Consider the following 25,932-nt stretch of genomic DNA (forward strand, 5'->3'; position numbering starts at 1 on the left):
CAGAAGACACTTCCGGCGCGATCTGCACTCGTTTTGATATGATAAATCCGATAAACCGGACCGGCGAAAGGATCAACCATCCATCCATGCTGACCGATTTTCATTTTTTCCTCGTCGCCATCCCCGCAGTCGTGCTTGTCGGCCTTTCCAAGGGTGGTTTGGGCGGCGCGCTGGCGCTGATGGGCGTGCCGCTGATGGCGCTTGCAATCCCGCCGGTACAGGCAGCGGCGATCTTCCTGCCGATCCTGATCGTGATGGATCTCGTGGCGCTTTGGGCGTGGCGACACCACAATCACCGGCAGACGCTCCTCATCATGCTGCCCGGCGCAATCGCCGGCATCGCACTCGGCTGGGCAACCTCGAGCCTCATATCTGCAGATGCGATGCGGCTTGTCGTCGCCTCGGTGACGATCCTCTTCGTGCTGCGCTATTTCCACGAGAGCTTCAAAAGCCGCAACGGGCAGCAAATCCCGGCCAGACCACAACGGCCGGCCGCCGCAACGCTCTGGTCCAGCCTTTCGGGTTATGCGAGTTTTGTCGCCCATGCGGGCGGCCCGCCCTTCCAGATCTATGTCCTGCCGCTGAAGCTCGACCCCAAGACCTATACCGGCATGAGCGTGCGTTTCTTCGCCATCATGAACGCGATCAAGCTCATTCCCTATTTTGCGCTGGGCGCGCTGGACGCCACCAACCTCAAGACCTCGGCCAGCCTTTTGCCAGTCGCAATGCTGGCGACGCTCGCCGGTGCAAGGGTGGTGAAATACCTGAAACCATCGGTGTTTTACCCGCTGATGTATACCATGGCGCTGATCGCGGCCCTGAAACTGCTATGGGACGGACTGCCCTTTTAGGTTTTGACAGCCACTAAAAAGCCCTGGCAACACCGCAGGTGTCGTCAGGGCCGAAAAGGAACCGTCAGTCCTTCATTGAAGGCTGCGGCATGGCATCATTTAATGCCTTGTGGAGGCTTTAAGCCTCTGCAGTTCATCCTTCAGGCGCAGTTTTCGACGTTTGAGGTCAGCGATCTCTGTGTCGTCCGAAGACGGGGAAGCAAGAATACTTTCGAGCTCTTCCTCCAGAGCACCGTGTTTCTTTTCGAGCGATGCAATATGAGCCTGAATGGTCATGCGGCACGTCCTTCCATTTTTAAGCCTACCTCCAGCTCTCCATCGCTGGAGTTTCAGGTTTGCGACGACAATGTGACATGGATTAATGGTATTGTCGAAGGCGAAATGAAGGCAATTAGTGGGCAATTTGGTCGCAACGGATAACTTCCCGTTACCGCGATTTGATGATAGAGGCTCGAGAACAGACGACATAGGCGCCGGAGGCTATCCGGCTGGCATAAAATGGGGATGACAAGATGCCCGATCAGGACCAGGCGGACATCAGGCTCACGCTGGCGCGGCTGCGCCAGGAGCATGAGGATTATGACGCTGCGATCAATGCGATGATCCAGACCAGCTGCGATGCGCTGAGGATACAGCGCATGAAGAAGAAGAAGCTGGCCGTCAAGGACAAGATGACCCAGCTCGAAGACCAGGTCATTCCCGATATCATTGCCTGAGCCGGAGAAATTACGTGACAGCAGAAACGCCCCCCGTCGCCATCATCATGGGCAGCCAGTCCGACTGGGAGACCATGAAAAACGCCGCCGATACGCTGGATGCGCTGGATGTGGAATATGAAGCCCGCATCATTTCCGCCCACCGCACGCCGGATCGACTTTATGATTTCGCCAATGGCGCAAAGGATGAGGGCTTCAAGGTCATCATCGCCGGTGCCGGCGGCGCTGCCCATCTGCCAGGCATGACGGCCGCCATGACCCCGCTTCCGGTCTTCGGCGTTCCGGTGCAGTCTAAGACGATGTCCGGACAGGACAGCCTCTATTCCATCGTCCAGATGCCCGCCGGCATCCCCGTCGGCACGCTCGCCATCGGCAAGGCCGGCGCAATCAACGCCGCCCTTCTTGCGGCAGCGGTTCTGGCGCTCAGTGACGAGGATCTTGCTGACAGGCTTGATGCGTGGCGCGCGCGCCAGTCGGCGGCTGTGGCCGAATATCCCATGGACAGCGCCCAGTGACGGCATCCGGGACAGCTGACGCGACGATGGACACCAATAATTTGACCAAGGGCAACCTCACCATCGGCATTATCGGCGGCGGACAGCTCGGCCGCATGCTGGCAATGGCCGCAGCCCGCCTCAACCACCGCACCATCGTGCTGGAGCCCCAGGCCGATTGTCCGGCCGCACAGGTCTGCAACAGCCAGATCGTCGCGGACTATGACGATGAAACCGCGCTTGCCGAACTCGCCGGTCTTTGCGATGTCGTGACTTACGAATTCGAGAACGTGCCCGTTGCGGCAGCCGAGACGCTCGCCGCCTCCGTTCCTGTCTATCCACCCCCGCAGGCGCTCAGCGCCTCGCAGGACCGGCTGACGGAGAAGCGCTTCCTCAACGGTTGCGGCATTCCGACCGCCGATTTTCGCGCCGTGGACAGCCAGGACGATCTGGACGCAGCATTAGCCGCTTTCGGCGGCAAAGGCGTGTTGAAAACCCGCCGCATGGGCTATGACGGCAAGGGCCAGCGTCTTTTCCGGGGCGGCGAGGACATCACGGGCGCTTTCGAGGCGCTTGGCGGCGTGCCGCTTATCCTCGAAAGCTTCGTTGCCTTCGAGCGGGAGATATCGATCATCGCCGCCCGGTTCAGGGACGGCACGGTCACCTGCTACGATCCCGCCGAGAACGTTCACCTGAACGGCATTCTGCATACTTCGACCGTGCCGGCAGCGCTTTCCGACGGGGCGAAGGATGTTGCCGTACAGTCGGCGGAAAAGCTTCTGGCGGCGCTCGATTATGTCGGCGTGATCGGCATCGAATTCTTCGTCCTGCCCGATGGTTCGCTGGTCGCCAATGAAATGGCGCCGCGTGTTCACAATACCGGGCACTGGACGGAAGCCGCCTGCGTGATCTCGCAATTCGAACAGCATATGCGTGCGGTCTCGGGTCTTGTTCCCGGCAGCACGGCCCGCCATTCGGATTGCGTCATGACCAACCTCATCGGCGATGACATCGACGATGTTCCGGCATGGCTGTCGAAAAAAGACTGCCTCGTGCATCTCTATGGCAAGACCGAAGCGCGCCCCGGCCGCAAGATGGGCCATGTGACAGAGCTTTTGCACATAGGAAAAGCCTCAGTCTTTTAAGGCAAAGACACCGGCAAGTGTTGACAGGCAGGGGTCAAACGGGTATTTGCCTGCCAACCGAAAAGAGCGCGCCCCGTTGCGCGCTTTTGATTGTTTGAATAAGCACGGTAAAAGCCGTGCAAAACTGCGGACCAGTAAAATGAAAATCAAGAATTCGCTTAAAGCGCTTAAGGCCCGTCATCGCGATAACCGCCTGGTTCGCCGCAAGGGCCGCGTCTACATCATCAACAAGCAGAACCCGCGCTTCAAGGCTCGTCAGGGCTGATTGACTGCGACTGCGGTTCGCGATCAGATCGCGGATCACTTTGTTGACAGAGTAGAACTTTGCATTTGATATTGGGCGCAGTCGGGTTAAGCTTTGACCCATGCGCCCAAATCGTTTTTGCATGGCTATCATCGTCACACAGGGTTTCCTGTTTTCGGCCCTTCCGTTTCCGGGAGTGGCTGCCATTGGCCATGCGGCGGATGCGACTGTTCCCGCAGCGGCGGAACCTGCGCTTTCACCCGCCAAAACCGTCGACACTCTTTTTGCATCCCTGAAGAAAGAGCGAAACGCCGTCAAGGCGCGCAGCATCGCCAACCAGATTGCTTCCGAATGGAATGATTCCGGCAGTGCGACGATCAATCTTCTGATGCAATGGGCAGGCGAAGCTTCAGACGAGAAGCGCAATGCCGCCGCTTACGATTTTCTCGACCAGATTATCCTGCTCGACCCCGATTATGTGCAGGCGCCCTATCGCCGCGCCATGGTGCATTTCGCCGACGGCGACACCCGCAAGGCGATGGCGGATATCAACCTGACGCTGGAGAAAGAACCGCGCTATTTTCCGGCGCTGGCAAGCCTTGCCAATATCCTCGAAGCCTCCGGCCGCGAGGAGTTGGCGCTAAAGGCCTGGGAACGCTATCTGGTGCTTTATCCGGCCGACAGGGACGCCCGCAAACAGGCCATCGATCTTTCCGAAAAGCTGGCCGGCACACGCGGCTGAGATTGCAAGAAGCACAAATAAAAATCGCCGCAAAAGCGGCGATTATTTACTAACTCAGCATCAGCCGGTCATTCCATGCCAAGCGCGGCCATATAGGTCTGCAGGATGGTTTCTTCCTCAATACGCTCGTTGGCATCCTTCTTGCGCAGGCGGATGATGGTGCGGATCGCCTTGGTGTCATAACCACGACCCTTCGCCTCGCCCATGACATCCTTGATGTCGCCCTGGATGGCGGCCTTTTCTTCTTCGAGACGCTCGACGCGCTCGATGAATTGACGCAGTTCGGCGGCGGCGACGGTTTCGGTGGTGCTGGTTTCGTCCATCATAACATCCTTTATTGGCGGCTCGTCTGAGCCTTGTTCATTCGATCCGGCTGGAAGCTCCTGCCGGTCGCCACCACCCGGGCGGCACAAATTCAGGCCTGTGAACTGCCCATTGCCGGGCCTCACGTCAAGTCGTTTCCGTCGATCAGGGGTTATTCCTTGGGTCGGCTCTGCTCAAAGGCAGCTTTCTGGGCGTCGCTCGCTTCCGCCTGATATTTTGCCTTCCAGTCTTCATAGGGCATCCCATAGACGATTTCCCGGGATTGATCCTTGCTGAGCGGAACACCCGCCTCTTCAGCCGCCTCCCGATACCAGTTGGAAAGACAATTGCGGCAAAAACCGGCGAGATTCATCATGTCGATGTTCTGCACATCATGGCGCTCGCGAAGATGCTGCACCAGACGGCGGAAGGCGGCGGCCTCGAACTCGATCTGCTGTTTGTCGTTCTGTGTCGTCATGGGGCAACTCCAGGCTCAATAGGGGCCGGTGCGAGAGGCGAACAGCTGGTACTCATGCAGGACGGGATCGTCGTTCATTGCGGCAAAAATGGGAGCGAGCCGGTCTGACCAGTCGGCAATCCCCTCCTCATCCGCGATCAGATCCTGCCGAACCTCAAGAAGCGCATGCGGTATGCCCTTCATCATGCAATGGCGGTACATGGTGTCACCCTTCAGCGCTCCGTCATAGGGTTCGTTGTCGCCGACGAGAATGTCGCCGGTCGCGCGCAGATGCGCCAGAAGCGGATCGACCACACGATTATCCGTGTCCCAGAGAACAGCCGCATGCCAGGGCCGCGGCGTTTCCTTCCAGAACGGCGTGTAGGAATGCAGCGACAGAACGAGAGGCGCCTCCCCGGACGACTGCGCGACACCGTTGAGCACGCGATCAACGGCATCGTGATAAGGCCGGTGAAAAATCTCGATGCGCTTCTGCCATTCCTCATCAGAAATCGGGTGATTGCCGGGGATGATAGCGCCGTCCGAAATCTTCATGATGAGAGTGGGATCGTCCTCACCGCGATTCGGATCGATCAGCAGCCGCGAAAAGCGCCCGAGGACCGCCGGCACGCCAAGGCGGGCGGCGAGCGACCGCGTCAACCCTTCTATGCCGATATCAAATGCGATATGGCGATGAAAAGCGGTTTGCGGAAGGCCAAGTTTGCCGTAGTGTGCCGGCAGGAGGTTCATGGCATGGTCCGCCAGAAGAACCATGCCTTTGTCATAATCGCCTTCTATGATTTCATAGGGTATGAAGTCGTTCATCGATGATTTTCTGGGGCAGGATTGAGGAGAAAAGCTTGATGGCATGGCTTGAGGCCGGGCGCAAGTTTCGGCGAAAGAACAGCCATCTACCTTATCGCACTCATGATCCCACGAACAATATAATCGATTAAACTCGCGTTGACTTTCTCTGGCGGCCACGCCAAGAAGTGTGTTCATTATAACCATGGAATCCGGATGGAAGCCGTGACTCAGTCATCTCTAGCTCTTCCTCGCCTTTTTCGGCATATCACCCGTCTTTTTTCCGCAGCGGCATTGTTTCTGACCCCGTTTGTGTTCGTGGAGACCGCCCATGCGGATTTCCGCGTCTGCAACAGCACGCAAAACCTCGTGGGGGTCGCAATCGGCTACCGGGCACAAAACGGCTGGGTCAGCGAAGGCTGGTGGCAGGTTCCCTCCTCTACCTGCGCAACGCTGATAGAGGGTGAGCTGCAGTCGCGTTATTATTATCTTTATGCCGAGGATGCCGCCCATGGCGGACGCTGGACCGGTGACGTCAACATGTGCGTGGCGGAAAACGAGTTCAAGATCGACGGCGTAGACGATTGTTATGCCCGCAGCTTCCAGAGAATGGGTTTCAAGGAATATGACACGGGCAGACAGGGCAGCTGGATGGTCCAGCTTTCCGATACGCCAGGCACACAGGGAAATCAAAACTGATGAAGCGTAACCGCAAAGTCAAAATTCTTGCAACTCTCGGCCCAGCCTCCTCCGAAGAGGCGATGATCGAGAAGCTGCATCTGGCCGGCGCCGATCTCTTCCGCATCAACATGAGCCATGCGAGCCACGACGTGATGCGGACGCTCATTCAGCGTATCCGTTCGGTCGAGAGCCGTAACGGCCGTCCCATCGGCATTCTGGCCGACCTGCAGGGTCCCAAGCTGCGCGTCGGAAAATTCGCCGAAACCAAGGTCGATCTCGTTCCGGGCCAGACATTCACGCTGGACAATAATGACGCCCCCGGCGACAACAGCCGCGTTTTCCTGCCGCACCCTGAAATTCTCGAAGCGGTCAAGCCTGGCCATCGCCTGTTGATCGACGACGGCAAGCTGCATCTGCGCGCTGAAAAATGCGACGGCAAGAGCATCGTCACCACGGTCGTTTCCGGCACCCGGATTTCCGACCGCAAGGGCATCAGCCTGCCCGACACCCTGCTTGGCGTCGGCGTGCTGACCGATAAGGACCGCGTCGATCTCGATGCCGTTCTGGCGACCAATGAAGTGGACTGGGTTGCACTTTCTTTCGTCCAGCGTCCGGAAGACCTGGCCGAAGTCCGCAAGATTTCCCGCGGCCGCGTTGGCCTGATGTCCAAGATCGAGAAGCCGCAGGCGATCGAGCGGATCGAGGAAATCATTGAACTTTCCGACGCATTGATGGTCGCACGCGGCGATCTCGGTGTCGAAATGCCTCTGGAAGCAGTTCCCGGCATCCAGAAGCAGCTGACGCGCGCCTGCCGTCGGGCCGGCAAGCCCGTCGTTGTCGCCACCCAGATGCTGGAATCCATGATTACCGCACCGGTTCCGACCCGCGCCGAGGTGTCGGACGTCGCGACTGCCGTTTTCGAAGGCGCCGATGCCATCATGCTTTCGGCTGAATCAGCCTCCGGTGATTATCCGGTCGAAGCCGTGTCGACCATGGCGTCCATCGCCAGCACGGTGGAACAGGATCCCTATTATTCCAACATCATCTACGCGCAGCGCCCGCAGCCGGAAGCAACTGGCGCCGACGCGATTTCGCTTGCCGCCCGCCAGATTGCCGAAACGCTGAAGCTTGCGGCGATCGTCACCTATACGTCCTCCGGCACGACGGGCCTGCGCGCCGCGCGTGAACGGCCGCAGGTTCCGATCATTGCGCTTTCGCCGATCATCCAGACCGCACGCCGCCTGTCGGTGGTATGGGGCCTGCACTGCGTCGTCACCGGCGATGCCAGCGATCTGGACGACATGGTGAACCGCGCTTGTCGCATCGTCGTTTCCGAAGGTTTCGGCAAGCCGGGCGAGCGCATCATCATCTCCGCCGGCGTACCACTCGGAACCCCCGGCGCAACCAATATGGTGCGCATCGCCTATATCGGTTCGGACGGCCAGAGCGGCGTCTGAAGTCGGAACAAACCGTCATAAAAAAACCCGCCGTTACCGGCGGGTTTTTTGTTGGCCTTTCGGCCGCATTACAACAGCTTGAGCTCAGTGCATTTTCACCGGCGTGCTGAAGCGGCTGGACTCGATTGCCGCAGCGCCCGGCCTGAAGCTTGCCGAGGTGGCAGAGGCCGACATGTCGTGGCTGAGCATGCGGTTGGCGATAACGCGCGGCGCCTTCACCGAACGCCCGGTCGTACCCTTGTTCTGGTTGAGCGCCCAATCCGAGATCAGATCCTGCGTCAGACGGCCACCACCAACCATCGCCTGATGGGAAACAGCCGCATCCTGCTTGCTCGGGCGCGAACCCTTGGTCGGCAAGCCAGCAGTGAGGCCACCATTGATGGCGGGCTTGAGGTCGAAGGCATCGCCGAAGCCCTGCTTCGATTCTGCCTTGGCCGTTTCGGCCGGCGCTACCGTAACCTTGTGGTTGACAGCGGCCGGGAACGCAGCAGCTGTCGGAACGGCAGCCGATTGAACCTGCGAACGGGCAGCCTGACCGCTCTGTTCAAGAGCCGCCACCACTGTCGGCGAAAGCGTATCCTGCTGTGCGTCGGCGAGATCGTCTTCGCCTTCGGGATCCGCATTGGCCGCTGCCAGCAGGGCTTCCGCGACTGCCGGGCGATTGGCGGGAACCGGAACGGAGGCAAGTTCACCGGTCGCAGCCGGGGTTGCGCCATCTGCCGAAGCCGTCAGGATCGATCCTTCTGCATCGCCTCTCATGCCACGCGGCCCGAGAAGTGTCGGCACGGGTACGGATACCTCAGCCAGATCGGCAAATTGCTGACGCTCAGCCGGAGCGGACGCCGGTGTCGGCGTTGTCGCAGCCTGCAGTGCATCCTGCGCAGCGTTTCGGGCAGGAGAATAAAGTGCAGTCGCAAGGCCGGTATTGGCCGGCTGATTGCCGAAGACAGGACGAGCCGTTGGCAGCGGCGCATCGTTCACGCCAGGAAGAGATTGTGCGGAAGCAACGGCAATGGCCTGTTCCGGCTCGGGCGCTGCGGGCTGCGGAGCAGCCGGCCGTGCGACAGCCGGGCGTTCTGCGGGCTCCGGCGCTGCGATGCTATCCGGATCTTCGTCCTCATCGCCTCCACCGCCAAAGAGTGTCTGCAACAGCGTCTTACGCTTGCCGCCGCCGGAAGAAGCAGGACCGGAACCGGCGCTGGAAGCAACCTGGATAGAGGATGAGCTGACGCGCTTCTTGTAATCCGCCAGAGCCTGCTCGTAACCGGGAAGCGGCTTACCGTCGGAGGGAAGATGCAGCGTATTGCCGTTCGGGAAGATGCGGACGAGTTCCTGGCGGCTCATGCGCGGCCAGGCGCGAACGCCGCCGACATCCATGTGCACGAAGGGGGAACCGGAACTCGGATAGAAACCAACGCCGCCGATCTGCATCTGCATGCCGATTTCGCGCAGACGCGCCAGCTTCACGCCGGGTATGTAAAAATCCATGGCCTTGCCGAGCATATGCTGGCTTTTTTCCGCGACACCCTTGGTCCGGGTGCGCAGGAGACCATTGGTCTCCGGCGAGCGAAAGGCCGAAACGACGTTGATGTAATCGGTCGCGCCGCTGCGGCGATAAACTTCCCAGACGAGATCGAACAGGCGCGGGTCCATCCGTGTCGGCTGGTTGCGGCGCCAGTCACGCAGGAACCGGTTCAGCTCCTGCAGACCCTTCTGGTCGTATTTGCCATTGCGCTTGAAGGTGATGACCGCCTTCTCGCGTGTATGGATATAATACAGTTTAAGGCTGCGCGTCTCGGCGAAGGCTTCCGTCGCCGAGGCACCTACGAAAGGCATGGCGGCGAGCATCAGGCAGGCAAAGGTGACAGCGCGTGCCGACAGCTTCGTGCATATATCCTTGATCAAGCCGCGCGCGATCTTGGTCGACAGCGCGTTATTCCGATGCAGATATGGCAATTCGATCCCCGCCTGGAAGACAATTTCTGTCACATTGCCTCAAATGAACGTCAAATACGGTGACACGATGGCAAAATTGCCACACACATGCAACCTTCCTCTACATAGTGAATCAGCCACTAACAAGAGGTTTATAGACGGTAAGCGGATATCCTTGCTCAGAAGTTAACGAATCTCACGATCTGCCGGGGAATATGCCATTTGCGGCATCAGGCGGCATCTCGAAGCGGATCATCGGGATCGATGCCATAATCCTTCAGTTTTCGATAAAGCGTCGATCGCCCTATGCCGAGTTTCCGTGCGACCTGGCTCATCTGCCCGCGATAGAAACGAAGGGCGAAGCGGATAAGCTCTTCCTCGATCTCCGCCAGTTTTCGGATATTGCCCGAATCGTCCATGCTGGAGATCAGGTTGCCTCCGCGGTAGATGGTCGTCGAAATATCCGCCGTATCCTCAAGAACGGCGTTCGTTTCGGCCAATGGCGGCGGCGGTGAATAGGCCGCGAGTTTCAGCGACGATCCAGACGGCGACCGGATGGAATCTCCCGCATCATCCCCCGTCGCAAATTCCGGCAGTTGCAGCGCGATCTGCGGAAAATCGGAATCCGCCAGTTCCTCGCCCTGCGACAGCACGACAGCGCGGAAAACGGCGTTTTCAAGCTGGCGAATATTGCCCGGCCAATCATAAGCCGTCAGCAGCGCCAGGGCGCTGGCGTCAAGGCCAACGGGGTTGGGCAATTTCTGCTCCGCCGAAAAACGCTCGGCGAAAACCCGCGCAAGATGGGGAATATCCTCCTTGCGGCGGCGCAGCGCCGGAATGGTGATCGGGAAGACGTTGAGGCGATAATAGAGATCCTCGCGGAAACGGCCTTCCTTCACCTCTTCGATAAGGTTCTTGTTGGTGGCGGAAATCAGCCGGACGTTGACCTTCTGGACCCGCGCGGAGCCGACGGTTTCGATTTCGCCCTGCTGAACGGCACGCAGCAGCTTGACCTGAACGTCCAGCGGCAGATCGCCGATTTCATCAAGGAACAGCGTTCCGCCATCCGCCTCCATGAATTTGCCGACATGCTTTTCCGTGGCCCCCGTGAAAGCGCCCTTCTCATGGCCGAAGAGAATGCTTTCGACCAGATTGTGCGGGATAGCGCCGCAATTGACGGTGATGAACGGCTTGTTCGACCGGTCACCGGCCGACTGGATGGCACGCGCGACCATTTCCTTGCCAACACCGGATTCACCTTCCAGCACCACGGGAATGCTGGACTGGGCGGCACGTTGTGCGAGCTCGATGACCCTCAGCATTGCGGGGCTTGCGGAAACGATATCGGTAAAATTCACTGCATTGCTCCGTCCGCGCCTGCCCGTGCGGGCCTTTGCCTCTCTCCTGTCGAGTTTGAGAGCATTGGAGATGGCGGCGCCGATCCTTTCCGGCGAGACCGGCTTGACGACGAAATCGAAGGCGCCGGCGCGCATGGCCTGCACGACGGTGTCGATGCCGCCCTGCCCCGTCTGGACGATGACGGGAACATCGGTGCCAAGTTCACCCACGGCTTTCAAAAAGGTCAGGCCGTCCATTTCCGGCATCATAAGGTCGAGGACAACAACATTGATCTCGCCGCTATATTGCTTGAGCAGCTCGAGCCCCGCTTTGCCGTTTTCGGCAAGCAAGGCGAGATGCCCATAACGTTCCACCGCGTTTTTGAGCAGGCGGCGCTGGACAGGATCATCGTCTATCACGAGAACATGCGCGGTCATTTTTGGCTCCGGTTTCCGGTTTATGGACCTGCGTCATGCGGTCCCTTATGCCGCACTCTGGCACAGGAGACTTGAACATCCAGTTTTGAGATTTGCTTGCATTTTATCCATTGCTACGGGAAACAAAGGCCCCATATGCTTCGAAAAGCATAACCAGAAGGATACGTCCGATGACCCTTAATCGCTCCATTCCGCAACCCGTCTTTTCCCTTGCGGAAACCTCCGGTCCCGTGCTTGGCGACCTGCCCGGCTGGAAGCTTTCGGATCTCTATCCGTCGGGCGATTCGCCAGAATATAAGGGTGATCTCGAGAAGGCGGCGGCGATGGCGACGGCTTTCGAGGATAAATGGAAGGGCAAGCTTGAGACCGCCGCAAAGGCGACAGGCGCCAACGGCATCGGCGCGGCTCTCAAGGAGTATGAAGCGCTGGACGATCTCATCGGCCGCATCGGCTCCTTTGCCGGACTGACCTATTTTTCCGATACGTCGAACCCGGCAAACGGCAAGCTTTACGGCGACGCGCAGGCGAAACTGACGGATATTTCCGCCCACCTCCTGTTCTTTACGCTTGAACTCAACCGCATCGACGATGCGGTGATGGACGCCTGCATGGCAAATGATGCAGCGGCAGGGCATTACCGGCCCTGGCTCGTGGATTTGCGCAAGGACAAGCCGCACCAGCTTGACGACCAGCTGGAACAGCTGTTCCTTGAAAAGTCGATGACCAGCGCCTCGGCCTTCAACCGTCTGTTCGACGAGACGATGGCCGATCTGCGTTTTGATATTGACGGCGCAAGCCTTCCGCTGGAAGTGACGCTCAACATGCTCCAGGAGCCGGAGCCGGAAACCCGCAGGAAGGCGGCGGAAGCGCTGAGCGCCACCTTCAAGGAGAATCTGCGGGTCTTCACCCTCATCACCAACACGCTCGCCAAGGACAAGGATATTTCCGACCGCTGGCGCAAGTTCGAAGACATTGCCGACAGCCGCCATCTGGCGAACCGCGTCGAGCGCGAGGTGGTTGATGCGCTGGCCGCCGCCGTCAAAAACGCCTATCCGCGCCTTTCGCATCGCTATTACGCCATGAAGGCGAAATGGCTCGGCATGGAACAGATGAACTACTGGGACCGCAACGCGCCGCTTCCCGATACGTCCAATACGATCATTCCATGGGATGAGGCGAAGGATACCGTGCTTTCCGCCTATGGCGATTTCGCCCCTGAGATGGCCGATATCGCCCGCCGTTTCTTCGATGAGGAATGGATCGACGCCCCCGCCCGCCCCGGCAAGGCGCCGGGTGCATTCGCACACCCCACCGTGCCATCGGCCCACCCTTACGTTCTGGTCAACTATCTCGGCAAACCGCGTGATGTGATGACGCTCGCCCACGAGCTTGGTCATGGCGTGCATCAGGTGCTGGCCGGCGGCCAGGGCGCGCTGATGTGCGCCACGCCGCTGACGCTTGCAGAAACAGCCTCCGTCTTCGGTGAAATGCTGACCTTCCGCAAGCTGCTCGACGACACCAAGGACGTGAGAGAACGCAAGGCCATGCTCGCCCGCAAGGTCGAGGACATGATCAATACTGTCGTGCGACAGATCGCGTTTTACGAATTCGAACGCAAGCTGCACACCGCCCGCAAACAGGGCGAGTTGACCTCTGAACAGATCGGTGAATTGTGGCTTTCCGTTCAGGCCGAAAGCCTCGGCCCGGCGATCCGGATTTCCGAGGGTTATGAGACATGGTGGACCTATATCCCCCATTTCATCCATTCACCCTTCTATGTTTATGCCTATGCCTTCGGTGACTGCCTGGTGAACTCGCTTTATGCGGTCTACCAGAAAGCCGAGACCGGTTTTCAGGATAAATATTTCGAGCTTTTGAAAGCGGGCGGCACCAAGCACCATTCCGAGCTTTTGAAACCCTTCGGTCTTGATGCGACCGATCCTTCCTTCTGGGACAAGGGCCTTTCGATGATCGAGGGGCTGATCGACGAGCTGGAAGCGCTGGACAACAAACAGGCTTAACCTCGCCAGCCGGCAGGGCTATCCTATTTCGAACAAGCTTTGCCGGTTGATATCGCCGGTATGGACACCAATGATGACGACAGGCGACGAGCAAAGGCAATGAAGCGCAAACCCGCCGATCTGACCCTGAGAGAAACACTGCGCTGGGAGCCGCAAACCGGCTTTCAGCGCATTGACCAGCATATGCGCCGGCTGTTGCGCTCGGCCGATGCGCTTGGTTTTCGCGCACCGGTCAATGCGGTCCAGGTTCTGGAAAAGAAGGTCGGCGGCGAAACCCCGCTCTGCGTCAAGTTGATCATGAACTACAAGGGCGAACTGGACATCGAAACGGCTGATTTCCAGCCGTTGCGGGAGAACACGGTTTGGCGGGTCCGCATCGCGAAACAAACCACTCTCGATTCCGCCGATACCTTCTATCGCCACAAGTCGTCGCGCCGGGAACCCTATGATGCCGCCCGTGCCGAATTTTCAGCCGCGGATGCGGACGAGGTTTTGCTGCTCAACGAACGCGGAGAGTTATGCGAGGGATCGTCCACCAGCATCTTCGTCGAATTGCCGGACGGGCAACTACTGACGCCGCCGCTCGACAGCGGCATTCTGCCGGGCGTCCTGCGCGCTGATCTTATCCGTGAGCGCAAGGCACGCGGACAGGCACTGAAGCCGGAGGATATTGCCGGGCGGCGGCTCTTCGTCGGCAATTCGCTGCATGGATTGATTGCGGCGGAACTGGTTTAGGCCGTCACAGCCAGAAGCCGGTCGCGGCCCTTCTCCTTGGCAGCATAAAGCGCCTGATCGGCGCGCATGAAAATCTCGTCGGCGCTTTCCGCCATGCGATAGGACGTCATGCCGGCGGAGCAGCTATACGAGAAATCCGGAAAATCGGCGAGAGGTCTTGAAAGGCGTACCCTTTGCAGCAACCGCTCGACAATCTCACGGCTTTCCGAAACCGAGCTGCGCGGCAGGACAAGCATGAATTCCTCACCGCCGATCCTGCCAAAACAGTCCACCCGGCGGATAACGGAATGGGCGATGCCGACGAAATCGCGCAGAACCGCATCGCCGCATTTGTGGCCGAAACGATCGTTGATCTGCTTGAAAAAATCGATATCGAGGGTGCAAAGGCAAAAGGGTGCTTCAAGGCCTTTGCCCACCCGCTCCACCTGTAGGGCCAGTTTCGCGAAAACGAAACGCCGGTTTGCCGTTCCGGTCAATTCATCCGTCTGCGAAGCGCGCACCGCAAGATCCCGGTCCTGCCGCAGGGCTCTGTAGCCCTGGCGCAATTCCGTGACGTCGCTTGCAACGCAGAGCATCCAGCCATCCTGCTGCACCGTCTCCGTCATCCAGAACCAGCGACCGTCATACATGTCCATCTCGAAGGCGCGATAGGGCAGCTTGCCGCGCCGGGACTGCGCTGACATCAGCCACCCCTCGAAATCGTTGTTTCTGATGACGACGCCGGTGCCCAGCCGCTGGTTCAGCCGCATGATATCCGCCCAGGTCGGAAAATCACCGGCGGCAAGCTGAAAGCTCTCCCGAAATGATGGGTTGGCATGCCGCAACCGATCCCCGGAATCATAGAGGGCAATGAGAACGGGGGTGGCACTCTGAAGCGCTGCGACACGCTCGATAAGACTATCCAACAGGCAACTCTCCTGTGATGGCGAAAAACTCCCCCGTCGTCATCCGTCCAAAGCCCCCAAGCCTTTGGACATATATACGAAAAGAAGAACCTAATTATAAACGCACTATCTAAAATGCGAAGAGGCAGAATGTGGTGGAAAGGATGCGCGCGGCCATCTCACCACCGCCACCGTCATATGTCCGTCATCCGCCTGCCCTTTATTGTGGCACGCTTTTATGATCTAGCTTACTTATTGGCTGAAAAAGGAAAATTGACGAATGACGGATGCAAACCACCCGATTTACGGCGATATTGACGGCCCCATCATCATGATCGGCTTCGGCTCCATCGGGCGCGGTACTCTTCCGTTGATCGAACGTCATTTCAATTTCGACAGGACCCGGCTCGTCGTCATCGACCCGCGCGAGGATATCGCTGCGTTTCTGGCCGAGAGGAACATTCGCCATATCCGCACACATCTGACCAAGGAGAACTATAAGGAGGTTCTCAAACCGCTTCTCAAAGGGGTTCAGGGTCAGGGCTTCTGCGTCAATCTTTCGGTCGATGCCGCATCCGTGGATCTGATGCGGCTCTGTCGCAAACACGGCATGCTCTATATCGACACCGTGGTGGAGCCATGGCCCGGTTTTTATTTCGACGCCGACGCCGACAACGCCTCCAGAACCAATTATTCGCTGCGCGAGACCATGCTGAAGGAAAAGGCGCGCAAACCGGGCGGCACCACGGCGGTTTCCACCTGCGGCGCCAATCCGGGCATGGTATCCTGGTTCGTGAAGCAGGCGCTGATCAACCTCGCCAGGGATACGGGTCTCGACATCGAGGAGCCGCAGCCGCATGACCGGGAAGCATGGGCAAAGCTCATGAAACAGCTTGGCGTCAAAGGCGTGCATGTGGCCGAGCGCGACACGCAGCGGGCAAGGGAACCCAAGCCCTTCGGCGCTTTCTGGAACACCTGGTCCGTCGAGGGTTTTATTGCAGAAGGTTTTCAACCCGCCGAACTCGGCTGGGGAACGCATGAAAACTGGATGCCCAAAAACGCAAAAAAACAGAAAAAGGGTAGCAAGGCGGCCATCTATCTCGATCAGCCCGGCGCCAATACGCGGGTGCGAACATGGTGCCCGGGCCAGGGCCCGCAATATGGATTTCTGGTCACCCATAACGAGGCGATCTCGATTTCCGACTATTTCACCCTTCGCAATGACGATGGCGGCGTGATCTACCGCCCTACCTGTCATTATGCCTATCACCCCTGCAACGACGCCATTCTTTCCCTGCACGAACTTTTCGGCAATGGCGGCACGGCCCAGCCGATCCAGCATGTGCTCGGCGAAGACGAACTGGTCGACGGCGCCGACGAGCTGGGTGTTCTTCTCTATGGCCATGACAAAAACGCCTATTGGTACGGATCACGGCTGAGCCTGCAGGAAGCGCGCTCGCTTGCCCCCTACCAGAACGCAACCGGATTGCAGGTCAGTTCGGCAGTTCTGGCAGGAATGGTCTGGGCAATTGAGAATCCACAGGTGGGCATCGTTGAGGCGGACGAAATGGATTACCGCCGGTGCCTCGAGGTGCAGCGCCCCTATCTCGGCCCGGTCGAGGGACATTATACGGACTGGACACCGCTCGATGGTCGACCCGGCCTGTTCCCCGACAATATCGACAAGTCCGACCCCTGGCAGTTCCGCAATATTCTGGTGCGCTGAGGGACGGAGTCTCATATTTGTCACGCCGGCGCTTTCATGCGGGACGTCAGGAACCCGGGAGAGCAAACAACGTTGCCTTGAAATAAGTAACGCTTCACGGCATGGTCGAAGCACAAGGGTTTCATCGAATCGCAGGAGAACAGGCTCATGAACTTCAAGACAAGCGCTGCTTTGCTTTCAGCCGCCATCGCGGTGTCTTCATGCGTCGCGCCGGGTCCCTCCCAGCAGACCTCGATGGCCCCATCGCTTGCCCGCGGGCCGGCCGTCGATGGCCGCTGGATCGACCGTAACGGCATCGTATCGACATTCCAGAACGGCGCTTTCTCCACGCGTTCGACCGACACTAATACGCTTCTGGCCTCCGGCACCTATGTCACGATTTCGCCGACACTCTACGAAATCAACATGACGTCCCTGGTGCGCAATACGCAGTCGCGCGTCAACTGCGCTCTCGTCTCCCCGTCACAATTGAATTGCACGACAGACACAAACAGTCAGTTCTCGCTGACACGTCAAGGCTGATAACATCACCTTTTCAATGAGATGACCTTATGGAACGCACGCCTCAGGCGTGCGTTCTTCTTTATTGCGCGGCTGTCATAATTTCGCTTGCGGCAGCTGCCGCTAAATGGAAACATCGCGCTTTGAAAGACTGACATGTTTTCAGATTAGAGAATAAGCACGGCCGGATGATGATCGACCGGCCCGGGCTTCCGCTTTGAACAGGAGAGAGGGACCATGAAGAAAATTTTGGGACTGGGCATGCTGAGCGTTTCGGCAATAACGCTTTCAGCCGGAGTGGCTCTGGCCGATTACGAGCTCAATATTCTTCACATCAACGATTTTCACTCCCGTATCGAATCGATCAACAAGTTCGACTCGACCTGCTCGGCGGAAGAAGAAGGCAAAAACGAATGCTTCGGCGGCGCCGCCCGTCTTCTGACCGCCATCAATCAGACCCGCGATGCCCTGAAGGCTGAAGGCAAGAACGTTCTGCTGCTCAATGCCGGCGACAATTTCCAGGGATCGCTGTTCTACACCACCTATAAGGGCACGGTGGAAGCGGAAGTGCTGAACGCCATGAAGTTCGACGCCATGACCGTCGGCAACCACGAGTTCGACGATAGCGAGGACGGTCTTGCAGGTTTCCTCGACAAGGTTCAGTTTCCGGTCGTGACCGCCAATGTGGTCGCCACCGCCGCCTCCAAAATCGGAGATCGCGTCAAGCCTTCCATCGTTCTTGAAGTCGGCGGGCAGAAAATCGGCATCGTCGGCGCCGTGGCCAATGACACGGCGGAACTGGCGACGCCCGGCCCCAATATCACCATTGCCGAAGACGTCGCGAAAATCAGCGAACAGGTGCAGAAGCTGAAGCAGGACGGCGTCAACAAGATCATCGCCCTCACCCATGTCGGATATCCGCGCGACCTCGAATTCATCGCGAAAATTCCGGATGTGGATGTCGTAGTCGGCGGTCACTCGCATACCCTGCTTTCCAACACCGACCAGAAGGCCGAAGGCCCCTATCCGACACTCGTCGACAATCCCGGCGGCTACAAGGTTCCGGTCGTTCAGGCCGGGCAATACAGCAAATATCTCGGCGACCTGCGCGTCGTCTTCGATGACAGCGGCGTGGTCAAGGAAAGCAAGGGCGATCCAATCCTGATCGATTCCTCCTTCAAGCCCGATGAAGCCACGCTCAAGCGTATCGATGAGCTGAAAGCGCCGATCGAGGCTTTGAAAGCCAAGGTTGTCGGCACTTCGGAAGGCCCGATCGAGGGCGACCGCAAGATTTGCCGCGTCAAGGAATGCTCCATGGGCAATCTGGTCGCGGATGCAACGCTTGCCCGTGTGAAGGATCAGGGCGTCACCATTGCTTTCGCCAATAGCGGCGGTCTGCGCTCCTCCATCGACGGTGGCGATGTCTCTATGGGCGAGGTCCTGACGGTTCTGCCGTTCCAGAACACCGTTGCAACCTTCCAGCTGAAGGGCGAGGACATTCGCGCCGCTCTCGAAAACGGCGTCAGCCAGATCGATGACGGTGCGGGCCGCTTCATGCAGGTTTCCGGCCTGAAATATTCCTTCGACCGCTCGAAGCCAGCCGGCAGCCGTGTCGTTTCGGTTGAGGTCAAGGAAGGGGACGCTTTCGCGCCGCTCGACCCGGCCAAGACCTATATTGTCGCGGCCAATAACTACGTGCGCACCGGCGGTGACGGCTTCAAGGTCTTTGCGACCAAGGCAATCAACGCCTATGACTTCGGCCCGAACCTCGAAGAGGCAGTCGCCGCCTATATCACCGCAAACAGCCCCTATAAGCCCTATACGGATGGCCGCATCAGCGAAGTCACGCCCGCCGGTTACGTGGCTCCGGCAAAACCCGCAGCACCGGCACCCGCGGCAACCGCCCCGGCGCCTGCAGCAAGCACACCTGCTCCAGCCGCCACACCGGCCCCGGCACCCGCAGCGCCTGCGGCCACCGCACCGGCCGCTACTGCGCCTGCGGCAGCCGCTGCTGCCGTCAGCAAATATGTCGTTGAAAAGGGTGACTCGCTCTGGAAGATCGCTGCCGAAAAATATGGCGACGGCGCTCTCTGGACCAGAATTGCCAAGGCGAACACGCTGAAGCATCCGAACCACATCGAAATCGGTGAGGAACTGGAGCTTCCGGCGCAATAAGCCGGTAGCGACCAGACAGGGCAATTTGCCGCAGACCGGAAGCCGACCCTCAACCACGGGGTCGGCTTCTTATTTTCCTATAAAAAACAGGTCATTACAGGCCGCACTTTGCAAAAGGGCATCGTGCCTGTCAGCCAGCCCCGGAAATCAACTCCACCGGTGGTTCAATCCTGAGAAATTTCGTCTAGAACACGTGAACAAATTGACGACAGGGGCGTATAGCTCAAGCATTTGCGACAGGATCCGTCAGGGTTCTCGTCGGTATGCATAAAACAAAAGATGGAGCCTTTCCGCCCTCTCCCAAACGGAAAGCTCTTGTGCAAACAGTCCGAATTTCAGGGTGTCATTCATGGCGATAGAACTATCCGCACTCCCCGTAGACCATCCCGGCATAAGATTTGGCAAGGTCGGCGTCCTGCTCGTCAATCTTGGCACGCCTGATGGTACGGATTACTGGCCGATGCGCCGTTATCTGGCGGAATTCTTAAGCGACAAGCGCGTGATCGAATGGTCCCGGCTCTACTGGTATCCGATCCTGTACGGCATCGTTCTCAACAAACGCCCTCAGAAGGTCGGCAAGGCCTATGAGGAAATCTGGAACCACGAGCGGAACGAAAGTTATCTGCGCACCTATACCCGCAGCCAGGGCGAGCTCATGGCAGAGGCGCTGAAGGATTTGCCCAATGTCGTCGTTGACTGGGCCATGCGTTACGGCCAACCCTCCATCGCTTCCAAAATCGATGCGCTGAAGGAGCAGGGCTGTGAAAAAATCCTGCTTTTCCCGCTGTACCCGCAATATGCCGCATCGACCACGGCAACCGTAAACGACAAGGCATTCGAGCACCTGATGAAGTTGCGCTGGCAGCCTGCGCTTCGCACCGTGCCGCCCTATCATGACGATCCGTCCTATATCGACGCGCTCGCCGCCTCTGTCAAAAACCATCTGGCGACGCTGGACTGGGAGCCGGAGATGCTGATCACCTCCTTCCACGGCATTCCGCAATCCTATTTCAAAAAGGGTGATCCCTATTACTGTCACTGCCAGAAAACCGCCCGCCTGCTGCGCGAGGCGCTGGGACGGACAGACAAGAATTTCATGATCACCTTCCAGTCGCGTTTCGGGCCGGAGGAATGGCTGCAGCCCTATACTGACAAGACCGTGGAAAAACTGGCTTCGGAGGGTATCAAGCGCATTGCTGTCATGAATCCCGGCTTCGTATCGGATTGTCTTGAGACGCTTGAAGAAATTGCCGGTGAAGCCGGTGAGATTTTCCTGCATAATGGCGGCGAGAAATTCACCCATATCCCCTGTCTTAACGACAGCGCCGAGGGCATGGATGTTCTCGAAAAGGTTGTGCGTCGGGAGTTGCAAGGCTGGGTGTAATCTTGCCATAACGATGCTGGGGTAAAACCCCTGACGGTTCTTACCCTGGAGGAAATGTGATGATTGAATTGGGCGGTTTCGATATTGTTGTTCTGGCAGCGGTGGTGCTGGTTATTCTGGTGCTGTTTGCCGGTATCAAGACCGTGCCGCAGGGACATCGTTACACGGTTGAACGGTTCGGGCGCTACACCCGCACGCTCGAGCCCGGCCTTAACCTCATCGTACCCTTCATCGAAAGCATCGGTTCAAAAATGAATGTCATGGAGCAGGTGCTCCATATACCGACACAGGAAGTTATCACACGCGATAATGCCAGTGTCTCCGCCGATGCCGTCACCTTCTATCAGGTGCTCAATGCCGCACAGGCCGCCTACCAGATTTCCAATCTGGAAATGGCGATCGAAAACCTCACCATGACGAACATCCGCTCGGTAATGGGGTCGATGGATCTCGACGAATTGCTGTCCAACCGCGATGCGATCAATGATCGCCTGCTGCGCGTGGTGGATGAGGCCGTGGGACCATGGGGCATCAAGGTCACGCGCATCGAGATCAAGGATATCGCGCCGCCAAAGGACCTCGTCGATTCCATGGCACGGCAGATGAAGGCCGAGCGTGAAAAACGCGCGCAGGTTCTGGAAGCCGAAGGTGCGCGAAACGCTCAGATCCTGCGCGCGGAAGGTGCAAAGCAATCCGCTATTCTTGAGGCGGAAGGTCAGCGCGAAGCGGCGTTCCGCGATGCCGAGGCGCGCGAACGCCTGGCAGAGGCCGAAGCCAACGCCACCCGCATGGTGTCGGAAGCCATCGCCGCCGGTAATGTCCACGCCATCAACTACTTCGTTGCCCAGAAATACACCGAAGCGCTCGCCGAGATCGGCACAGCCAAAAATTCGAAGATCGTATTGATGCCGATGGAAGCCTCGGCGCTGATTGGTTCTCTCGGTGGTATCGGCACGATTGCGAAAGAGGTGTTCGGCGACAGGGGCGATGCGCCAACCGCACCTGCCCCCACGCCTTCCCGCTCCGTGCCGCCAACACGGTCTTCCGGACAGACCATCAACGTCACGGTTCCCGGCAATCCCTTCGGTTCTTCATCGGAGAAGTGACGATGCTGCAACGGCTTGCCTCAGAATTTGGACCATGGAGCTGGTGGATCGTCGGCTTCATTCTGCTGGCCGCCGAACTGGTCGCTCCGGGTGTATTCCTGATCTGGATCGGGCTTGCCGCGCTGGTCATCGGCGCGCTCTCGCTGTTTTTCTGGGAAGCGGGATTCTGGGCATGGCAATTGCAGTTCGTGCTGTTTGCCGCCCTCTCCATCATCTTTGCCCTGCTCGGCCGGAGATATTTCGGCAGGAACCGGGACACCAGCGATGAACCCTTTCTCAACCAGCGGGAGGCAAGCCTTGTCGGTCGCACGGCAACCCTGCAGGAACCGATCGTCGAAGGGCGTGGCCGGATAAGGCTGGATGATACGTGGTGGTCCGTCAACGGCGAGGATATGCCTGCCGGAACACGGGTCAGGATCGCAGCCGCACGTGGCCGCACCTTGGTTATAGAACCGCTCGACCGATCCTGACGATCAGGCGACGCCGATCCGCAGAAGATCGTGGAAATGCACCAGCCCGATGGGCCTGTTGTCTTCATCCACCACGATCAGCGCGCCAATATGATATTTTTCCAGCGTCGCCAGGGCGCTGGTCGCCAGCACCGATTTTTTCACCGTTTTCGGATTGCGGGTCATGATGTCATCCACCGTCAATTCCGCGAGGTTGCGCGACAGGTTGCGGGCCATGTCACCTTCGGTAACGATGCCGCACAGGCGGCCATCCTCGTCCAGAATGCCGACGCAGCCGAAATGCTTGCGGGAGAGAACGCCGACCGCTTCCGGCATGGCCGTTCCCTTATCGACCAGCGGCACACGATCGCCCGTATGCATGATATCGCTGACCAGCGTGAGGCTGGCGCCCAGTTTGCCACCGGGATGAAACACCTTGAAATCACCGGCAGTGAAATTGCGCGCTTCCAGAAGCGCAACGGCAAGGGCATCGCCGAGTGCCAGCTGCATCAACGTGGAGGTTGTTGGCGCGAGACCGAGCGGACAGGCTTCCTGTTCATTGGGAACCAGAAGCACGATATCTGAAGCTTTCGCCAGCGACGAATTTTCCGAACAGGTCAGCGCGATCAGCGGAATGGAGAAACGGCGCGAATAGTTGATGATGCTGCGCAGCTCGGCACTCTCACCGCCCTTGGAAATGGCGAGAATTACATCATCGCCGCCAATCATGCCCAGGTCGCCATGGTTGGCCTCGGCCGCATGCACAAAAAAGGCAGGCGTTCCGGTGGAGGCGAAGGTGGCCGCGAGCTTCGCGCCTATATGTCCGCTTTTGCCGACCCCGGTTATGATGAGACGGCCATTCGACTGGCCAATGGTCTCGATCGCCTTGCAGAAAGGCTCGGAAAGCCCGTTTCTGAGAGCGTCCTCAAGAGCAGCAAGGCCAGCCCGCTCCATCGAAATCGTCCGCACGGCGGATTCGATGGCATTGTCTTCGACCAGTTTGACGGCGCGCGTAATCATGGCCGACTGTTACTCTTTCACCCGGAATAAGTCCACTCTCCAGCGGAAAAGCGCCGTGTTTTAGTGTCGCAAGTCCGGTGGAGAAATCTCCTCCATCGTTCCCAGTCGCTTAAAGGGGATGTTTTCTTCATCGACAAGATACCGTCCGACGGTCCTCACCCACGACACCGAGCCGTCGTCTCGGCGCACGGCATATTCCTGGCTGTAGAAACTTGCCGCCTTCAGCGTGGTCAACGCGGTCTCGATGACGCTATTTCGATGATCCAGATCCACTTTTTCAAGCATCTGGAAAATACTGATGCCCTGCATCGCCTGTCGCAGCGGAATTCCGAAGAGTTCAGCGCATATTTCGTCCAGATAAAATCGATCGTTGGTAATATCCCAGCAATAAAAACCAACCTGATTGATGTTCAAAACGGGATTCATGAAAAGACGCTGTCACAAAAATAAAAATCAATAGGAATTGCTAAGAAATTATAGCCAGTTCCTGCTAATCATAGGGCGATTCCGTGCCAAATTGAAACGTTTAAATCTGATCATATTAGAAATATTTTGCATTATGGCAAATTTCCTCGAGCGGCCTCGCCTCGGAAAATCCGGCTGCCCGATCAGACGACAACGGCGACGGATTTCCTGGCTATGACCGCAGCGCTGAAATCCCGGCAATCTTTATCAACTGTTAACCATAAAAAACCTATTGTTAAAGCGATGTTAAAACTTGCGTCGTCTGCCTGATCGCCGGTTTGTCCACGTCATTCTCAACGGCCTGTCGTCATTGGCCGGCAGAGATGCCTTGGTGAACTTTCGATCCGGCATCGGCCAGATTCGCCGGGTGAAGAGGAATGAATGTGAGGGGCGCCGCCACACGTCTGTCGACGTCGCGGAAAGCAGCAACCATGCTGCTTGCCTGCACGCTTCTTTGCACGTCCGGAAACGCCTTTGCCCAGAGCGTGGTCACGCCGGTGCCGACTGCGGCTCCTTCCCGCGCCGGAACTCCTCCGGGCGTCCCGGCGGAAGAGGCGGAGGCAAACACGACGCCGGCCACACCCGCGCCCGCACCGCAGCAGCTATGGCGGCCTTCCAACAATCCCGGTGATCCGATCTTTGAACAGCAGGACGAAGCGGGACAGCCCTATGCCGAGGCCGAAAACCCCTATGAACCGACGGTCGATGGTGGCGAAAACCCGCAAGTGCCGACCCAACCCGGACAGACGCCGGGGATCCGGCTCGGCACATTCCTGCTGCGGCCTTCGATCAGCCAGACGATCAATACGGAAAAACAGAGCAATACCGGCGGGCCTTCCCGGCGCAACTACCTGACAACGGGCATACGTGGGACGCTGACCAGTGACTGGTCTCGCCACGCGCTGACCGTGACGGGCGACGGCGCCTGGGAAAGAAATTTCGGCAGCGACAAGGATGGCGAAGAGCCGAGGGCAAGGCTCGAGGCCGATCTGCGCCTCGATCTCGGTGAAGAAACGACCGTCAATCTTACGGCCGGTTACGAATTCAGCCGCGAAGATACGACAGATCCCAACGCTTTGACCGGCGCATCGGTGCAGGGCGGCGAACACCGCTTCACGACCGGCGCATCCATTGAACGGGATTTCGGCAAGCTGCGCGGGTTGGCGGCGCTCGATCTTTCGCGAACGGTCTATACGGATGCGAAGGGCCTGAACGGCCAGCCGATCAGCCTGAGCGACCGCGACCAGAAGGCTGCAAACCTGCGCGGTCGCATTGGCTACGAATTGTCGCCGGCCTTGATCCCCTTCCTCGAACTGAACGTCGGAACGACGAAATATGACAGCCGCCTGGATAATTCCGGTTACGCCCGCTCCTCGAATTCCTACGGTGCGAAGATCGGAACCGAGGTAGACCTCGGCGAGAAGACACGCGGCGAGGCCGCAATAGGCTACCTGCGCAAACAATATGACGACGACCGCCTTGCCGCCATCGGCGCATTGACGTTGGACGGCGAACTGAACTGGTCACCCCAGCGCGGTACCAACGTTAATCTCGGGCTGCGCACGATGATTGAGGACTTCGCCGGCGGCCCGCAGGGTGGCTGGATTTCCTATCGCCTTGATGCCGGCCTGACCCACGAATTGCGCAGCAATCTGGTCGCGCGACTGACGGGGCAGATCGTTCACCGCACCTTCCCCTCCTCCGACATCGATAATGTCGTGGAATATACCGCAGGCGCCGGACTGACCTGGGGCCTGAACCGCTATCTCGATCTGACGGCGGATGTCAGCTACCAGTGGACGCCGGTTTATGACAGCAACGAACTGCGTGTCGGCGCAGGACTTGTCCTGAAGCGATAAACT

General features: G+C 58.4%; 26 protein-coding genes. 17 read left to right on the forward strand and 9 right to left on the reverse strand.

What is annotated here, in order from left to right:
- Positions 1-86 precede the first annotated feature (86 nt).
- Positions 87-851 (forward strand): sulfite exporter TauE/SafE family protein, encoded by a 765-nt coding sequence (locus FY152_18210; GenBank protein UXS34087.1) that lies wholly within the window; start codon positions 87-89, stop codon positions 849-851.
- A 99-nt stretch (positions 852-950) separates the two neighbouring features.
- On the opposite strand, the gene FY152_18215 is transcribed toward FY152_18210, so the two are convergent.
- On the reverse strand, positions 951-1,127 hold the full coding sequence (locus FY152_18215; protein UXS34088.1) for a DUF465 domain-containing protein: 177 nt from the start codon (positions 1,125-1,127) through the stop codon (positions 951-953).
- 236 nt (positions 1,128-1,363) lie between these two features.
- On the opposite strand from FY152_18215, the gene FY152_18220 reads away from it, so the two are divergent.
- The 5 genes from FY152_18220 (at position 1,364) to FY152_18240 (ending at position 4,192) form a co-directional block, all read left to right on the forward strand.
- Positions 1,364-1,567, forward strand: coding sequence for a YdcH family protein (locus FY152_18220; protein UXS34089.1), 204 nt, complete (start codon positions 1,364-1,366; stop codon positions 1,565-1,567).
- A 47-nt stretch (positions 1,568-1,614) separates the two neighbouring features.
- Positions 1,615-2,082: a 5-(carboxyamino)imidazole ribonucleotide mutase gene (gene purE / locus FY152_18225; protein UXS35105.1), complete on the forward strand. Its 468-nt coding sequence runs from the start codon at positions 1,615-1,617 to the stop codon at positions 2,080-2,082.
- A gap of 26 nt (positions 2,083-2,108) precedes the next feature.
- The gene (locus FY152_18230) at positions 2,109-3,206 is read left to right on the forward strand and encodes a 5-(carboxyamino)imidazole ribonucleotide synthase (GenBank protein UXS35106.1); all 1,098 of its coding nucleotides are present in this window, start codon (positions 2,109-2,111) and stop codon (positions 3,204-3,206) included.
- A 139-nt stretch (positions 3,207-3,345) separates the two neighbouring features.
- Positions 3,346-3,471 (forward strand): 50S ribosomal protein L36, encoded by a 126-nt coding sequence (rpmJ, locus tag FY152_18235; GenBank protein ID UXS34090.1) that lies wholly within the window; start codon positions 3,346-3,348, stop codon positions 3,469-3,471.
- Positions 3,472-3,571: 100 nt separating this feature from the next.
- Complete coding sequence (locus FY152_18240; protein ID UXS34091.1) at positions 3,572-4,192, forward strand: hypothetical protein; 621 nt, start codon at positions 3,572-3,574, stop codon at positions 4,190-4,192.
- 68 nt (positions 4,193-4,260) lie between these two features.
- Here the strand turns inward: FY152_18240 and FY152_18245 are convergent, their stop codons facing one another.
- The 3 genes from FY152_18245 to FY152_18255 all read right to left on the reverse strand — a co-directional run bounded on the left by FY152_18245 (position 4,261) and on the right by FY152_18255 (position 5,777).
- Positions 4,261-4,515 (reverse strand): DUF2312 domain-containing protein, encoded by a 255-nt coding sequence (locus tag FY152_18245; protein UXS34092.1) that lies wholly within the window; start codon positions 4,513-4,515, stop codon positions 4,261-4,263.
- Between the two features lie 152 nt (positions 4,516-4,667).
- Positions 4,668-4,973, reverse strand: a complete 306-nt coding sequence (locus tag FY152_18250; GenBank protein UXS34093.1) for a DUF1244 domain-containing protein — start codon at positions 4,971-4,973, stop codon at positions 4,668-4,670.
- 15 nt (positions 4,974-4,988) lie between these two features.
- Positions 4,989-5,777 carry an amidohydrolase gene (locus tag FY152_18255; protein ID UXS34094.1) on the reverse strand — a complete coding sequence of 263 codons (789 nt, stop codon included), beginning with the start codon at positions 5,775-5,777 and terminating at the stop codon, positions 4,989-4,991.
- 195 nt (positions 5,778-5,972) lie between these two features.
- Between FY152_18255 and FY152_18260 the strand changes: the two genes are divergently transcribed.
- A complete protein-coding gene (locus tag FY152_18260; GenBank protein UXS34095.1) occupies positions 5,973-6,455 on the forward strand; it encodes a DUF1036 domain-containing protein in 483 nt (160 codons plus the stop codon).
- A complete protein-coding gene (gene pyk, locus FY152_18265) occupies positions 6,455-7,894 on the forward strand; it encodes a pyruvate kinase (protein ID UXS34096.1) in 1,440 nt (479 codons plus the stop codon). The genes FY152_18260 and pyk overlap by 1 nt, the downstream gene beginning before the upstream one ends.
- Before the next feature lie 84 nt (positions 7,895-7,978).
- On the opposite strand, the gene FY152_18270 is transcribed toward pyk, so the two are convergent.
- Together FY152_18270 and FY152_18275 are read right to left on the reverse strand one after the other, a co-directional pair.
- On the reverse strand, positions 7,979-9,883 hold the full coding sequence (locus FY152_18270; protein ID UXS34097.1) for a DUF882 domain-containing protein: 1,905 nt from the start codon (positions 9,881-9,883) through the stop codon (positions 7,979-7,981).
- A 176-nt stretch (positions 9,884-10,059) separates the two neighbouring features.
- Entirely contained in the window at positions 10,060-11,604 is a 1,545-nt protein-coding gene (locus FY152_18275) for a sigma-54-dependent Fis family transcriptional regulator (protein UXS34098.1), read from the reverse strand.
- 170 nt (positions 11,605-11,774) lie between these two features.
- On the opposite strand from FY152_18275, the gene FY152_18280 reads away from it, so the two are divergent.
- Both FY152_18280 and FY152_18285 read left to right on the forward strand, forming a co-directional pair.
- Positions 11,775-13,625, forward strand: coding sequence for a M3 family oligoendopeptidase (locus FY152_18280; protein UXS34099.1), 1,851 nt, complete (start codon positions 11,775-11,777; stop codon positions 13,623-13,625).
- A gap of 99 nt (positions 13,626-13,724) precedes the next feature.
- Positions 13,725-14,360, forward strand: a complete 636-nt coding sequence (locus FY152_18285; protein UXS34100.1) for a hypothetical protein — start codon at positions 13,725-13,727, stop codon at positions 14,358-14,360.
- Here FY152_18285 and FY152_18290 read toward each other — a convergent pair.
- A complete protein-coding gene (locus FY152_18290) occupies positions 14,357-15,265 on the reverse strand; it encodes a GGDEF domain-containing protein (GenBank protein ID UXS34101.1) in 909 nt (302 codons plus the stop codon). The genes FY152_18285 and FY152_18290 overlap by 4 nt on opposite strands.
- 259 nt (positions 15,266-15,524) lie before the next feature.
- On the opposite strand from FY152_18290, the gene FY152_18295 reads away from it, so the two are divergent.
- The 6 genes from FY152_18295 (at position 15,525) to FY152_18320 (ending at position 22,606) form a co-directional block, all read left to right on the forward strand.
- Positions 15,525-16,970, forward strand: a complete 1,446-nt coding sequence (locus FY152_18295; GenBank protein ID UXS34102.1) for a homospermidine synthase — start codon at positions 15,525-15,527, stop codon at positions 16,968-16,970.
- Between the two features lie 147 nt (positions 16,971-17,117).
- Positions 17,118-17,492 carry a hypothetical protein gene (locus FY152_18300; GenBank protein UXS34103.1) on the forward strand — a complete coding sequence of 125 codons (375 nt, stop codon included), beginning with the start codon at positions 17,118-17,120 and terminating at the stop codon, positions 17,490-17,492.
- 216 nt (positions 17,493-17,708) lie between these two features.
- On the forward strand, positions 17,709-19,646 hold the full coding sequence (locus FY152_18305) for a LysM peptidoglycan-binding domain-containing protein (GenBank protein UXS34104.1): 1,938 nt from the start codon (positions 17,709-17,711) through the stop codon (positions 19,644-19,646).
- A 349-nt stretch (positions 19,647-19,995) separates the two neighbouring features.
- On the forward strand, positions 19,996-21,030 hold the full coding sequence (locus tag FY152_18310) for a ferrochelatase (GenBank protein ID UXS34105.1): 1,035 nt from the start codon (positions 19,996-19,998) through the stop codon (positions 21,028-21,030).
- Positions 21,031-21,089: 59 nt separating this feature from the next.
- Entirely contained in the window at positions 21,090-22,136 is a 1,047-nt protein-coding gene (locus FY152_18315) for an SPFH/Band 7/PHB domain protein (protein UXS34106.1), read from the forward strand.
- 2 nt (positions 22,137-22,138) lie between these two features.
- Entirely contained in the window at positions 22,139-22,606 is a 468-nt protein-coding gene (locus FY152_18320) for an NfeD family protein (GenBank protein UXS34107.1), read from the forward strand.
- A 3-nt stretch (positions 22,607-22,609) separates the two neighbouring features.
- Here FY152_18320 and FY152_18325 read toward each other — a convergent pair whose 3' ends face one another.
- Together FY152_18325 and FY152_18330 are read right to left on the reverse strand one after the other, a co-directional pair.
- The gene (locus tag FY152_18325; GenBank protein ID UXS34108.1) at positions 22,610-23,605 is read right to left on the reverse strand and encodes a KpsF/GutQ family sugar-phosphate isomerase; all 996 of its coding nucleotides are present in this window, start codon (positions 23,603-23,605) and stop codon (positions 22,610-22,612) included.
- A 60-nt stretch (positions 23,606-23,665) separates the two neighbouring features.
- Complete coding sequence (locus FY152_18330; GenBank protein ID UXS34109.1) at positions 23,666-24,031, reverse strand: PAS domain-containing protein; 366 nt, start codon at positions 24,029-24,031, stop codon at positions 23,666-23,668.
- A gap of 416 nt (positions 24,032-24,447) precedes the next feature.
- Here FY152_18330 and FY152_18335 point away from each other — a divergent pair, with 416 nt between their 5' ends.
- Positions 24,448-25,929, forward strand: coding sequence for an outer membrane beta-barrel protein (locus tag FY152_18335; protein UXS34110.1), 1,482 nt, complete (start codon positions 24,448-24,450; stop codon positions 25,927-25,929).
- Positions 25,930-25,932: the final 3 nt, after the last annotated feature.

Source organism: Agrobacterium tumefaciens, from assembly GCA_025560025.1.
In the GTDB taxonomy this organism is placed as follows: domain Bacteria; phylum Pseudomonadota; class Alphaproteobacteria; order Rhizobiales; family Rhizobiaceae; genus Agrobacterium.

Coding starts and splice junctions, on each gene's coding strand:
- FY152_18210 (UXS34087.1), top strand. CDS start 87: ATGCTGACCGATTTTCATTTTTTCCTCGTCGCCATCCCCGCAGTCGTG.
- FY152_18215 (UXS34088.1), bottom strand. CDS start 1,127: ATGACCATTCAGGCTCATATTGCATCGCTCGAAAAGAAACACGGTGCT.
- FY152_18220 (UXS34089.1), top strand. CDS start 1,364: ATGCCCGATCAGGACCAGGCGGACATCAGGCTCACGCTGGCGCGGCTG.
- purE (UXS35105.1), top strand. CDS start 1,615: ATGGGCAGCCAGTCCGACTGGGAGACCATGAAAAACGCCGCCGATACG.
- FY152_18230 (UXS35106.1), top strand. CDS start 2,109: ATGGACACCAATAATTTGACCAAGGGCAACCTCACCATCGGCATTATC.
- rpmJ (UXS34090.1), top strand. CDS start 3,346: ATGAAAATCAAGAATTCGCTTAAAGCGCTTAAGGCCCGTCATCGCGAT.
- FY152_18240 (UXS34091.1), top strand. CDS start 3,572: ATGCGCCCAAATCGTTTTTGCATGGCTATCATCGTCACACAGGGTTTC.
- FY152_18245 (UXS34092.1), bottom strand. CDS start 4,515: ATGGACGAAACCAGCACCACCGAAACCGTCGCCGCCGCCGAACTGCGT.
- FY152_18250 (UXS34093.1), bottom strand. CDS start 4,973: ATGACGACACAGAACGACAAACAGCAGATCGAGTTCGAGGCCGCCGCC.
- FY152_18255 (UXS34094.1), bottom strand. CDS start 5,777: ATGAACGACTTCATACCCTATGAAATCATAGAAGGCGATTATGACAAA.
- FY152_18260 (UXS34095.1), top strand. CDS start 5,973: ATGGAAGCCGTGACTCAGTCATCTCTAGCTCTTCCTCGCCTTTTTCGG.
- pyk (UXS34096.1), top strand. CDS start 6,455: ATGAAGCGTAACCGCAAAGTCAAAATTCTTGCAACTCTCGGCCCAGCC.
- FY152_18275 (UXS34098.1), bottom strand. CDS start 11,604: ATGACCGCGCATGTTCTCGTGATAGACGATGATCCTGTCCAGCGCCGC.
- FY152_18280 (UXS34099.1), top strand. CDS start 11,775: ATGACCCTTAATCGCTCCATTCCGCAACCCGTCTTTTCCCTTGCGGAA.
- FY152_18285 (UXS34100.1), top strand. CDS start 13,725: ATGAAGCGCAAACCCGCCGATCTGACCCTGAGAGAAACACTGCGCTGG.
- FY152_18295 (UXS34102.1), top strand. CDS start 15,525: ATGACGGATGCAAACCACCCGATTTACGGCGATATTGACGGCCCCATC.
- FY152_18300 (UXS34103.1), top strand. CDS start 17,118: ATGAACTTCAAGACAAGCGCTGCTTTGCTTTCAGCCGCCATCGCGGTG.
- FY152_18305 (UXS34104.1), top strand. CDS start 17,709: ATGAAGAAAATTTTGGGACTGGGCATGCTGAGCGTTTCGGCAATAACG.
- FY152_18310 (UXS34105.1), top strand. CDS start 19,996: ATGGCGATAGAACTATCCGCACTCCCCGTAGACCATCCCGGCATAAGA.
- FY152_18315 (UXS34106.1), top strand. CDS start 21,090: ATGATTGAATTGGGCGGTTTCGATATTGTTGTTCTGGCAGCGGTGGTG.
- FY152_18320 (UXS34107.1), top strand. CDS start 22,139: ATGCTGCAACGGCTTGCCTCAGAATTTGGACCATGGAGCTGGTGGATC.
- FY152_18325 (UXS34108.1), bottom strand. CDS start 23,605: ATGATTACGCGCGCCGTCAAACTGGTCGAAGACAATGCCATCGAATCC.
- FY152_18330 (UXS34109.1), bottom strand. CDS start 24,031: ATGAATCCCGTTTTGAACATCAATCAGGTTGGTTTTTATTGCTGGGAT.
- FY152_18335 (UXS34110.1), top strand. CDS start 24,448: ATGAATGTGAGGGGCGCCGCCACACGTCTGTCGACGTCGCGGAAAGCA.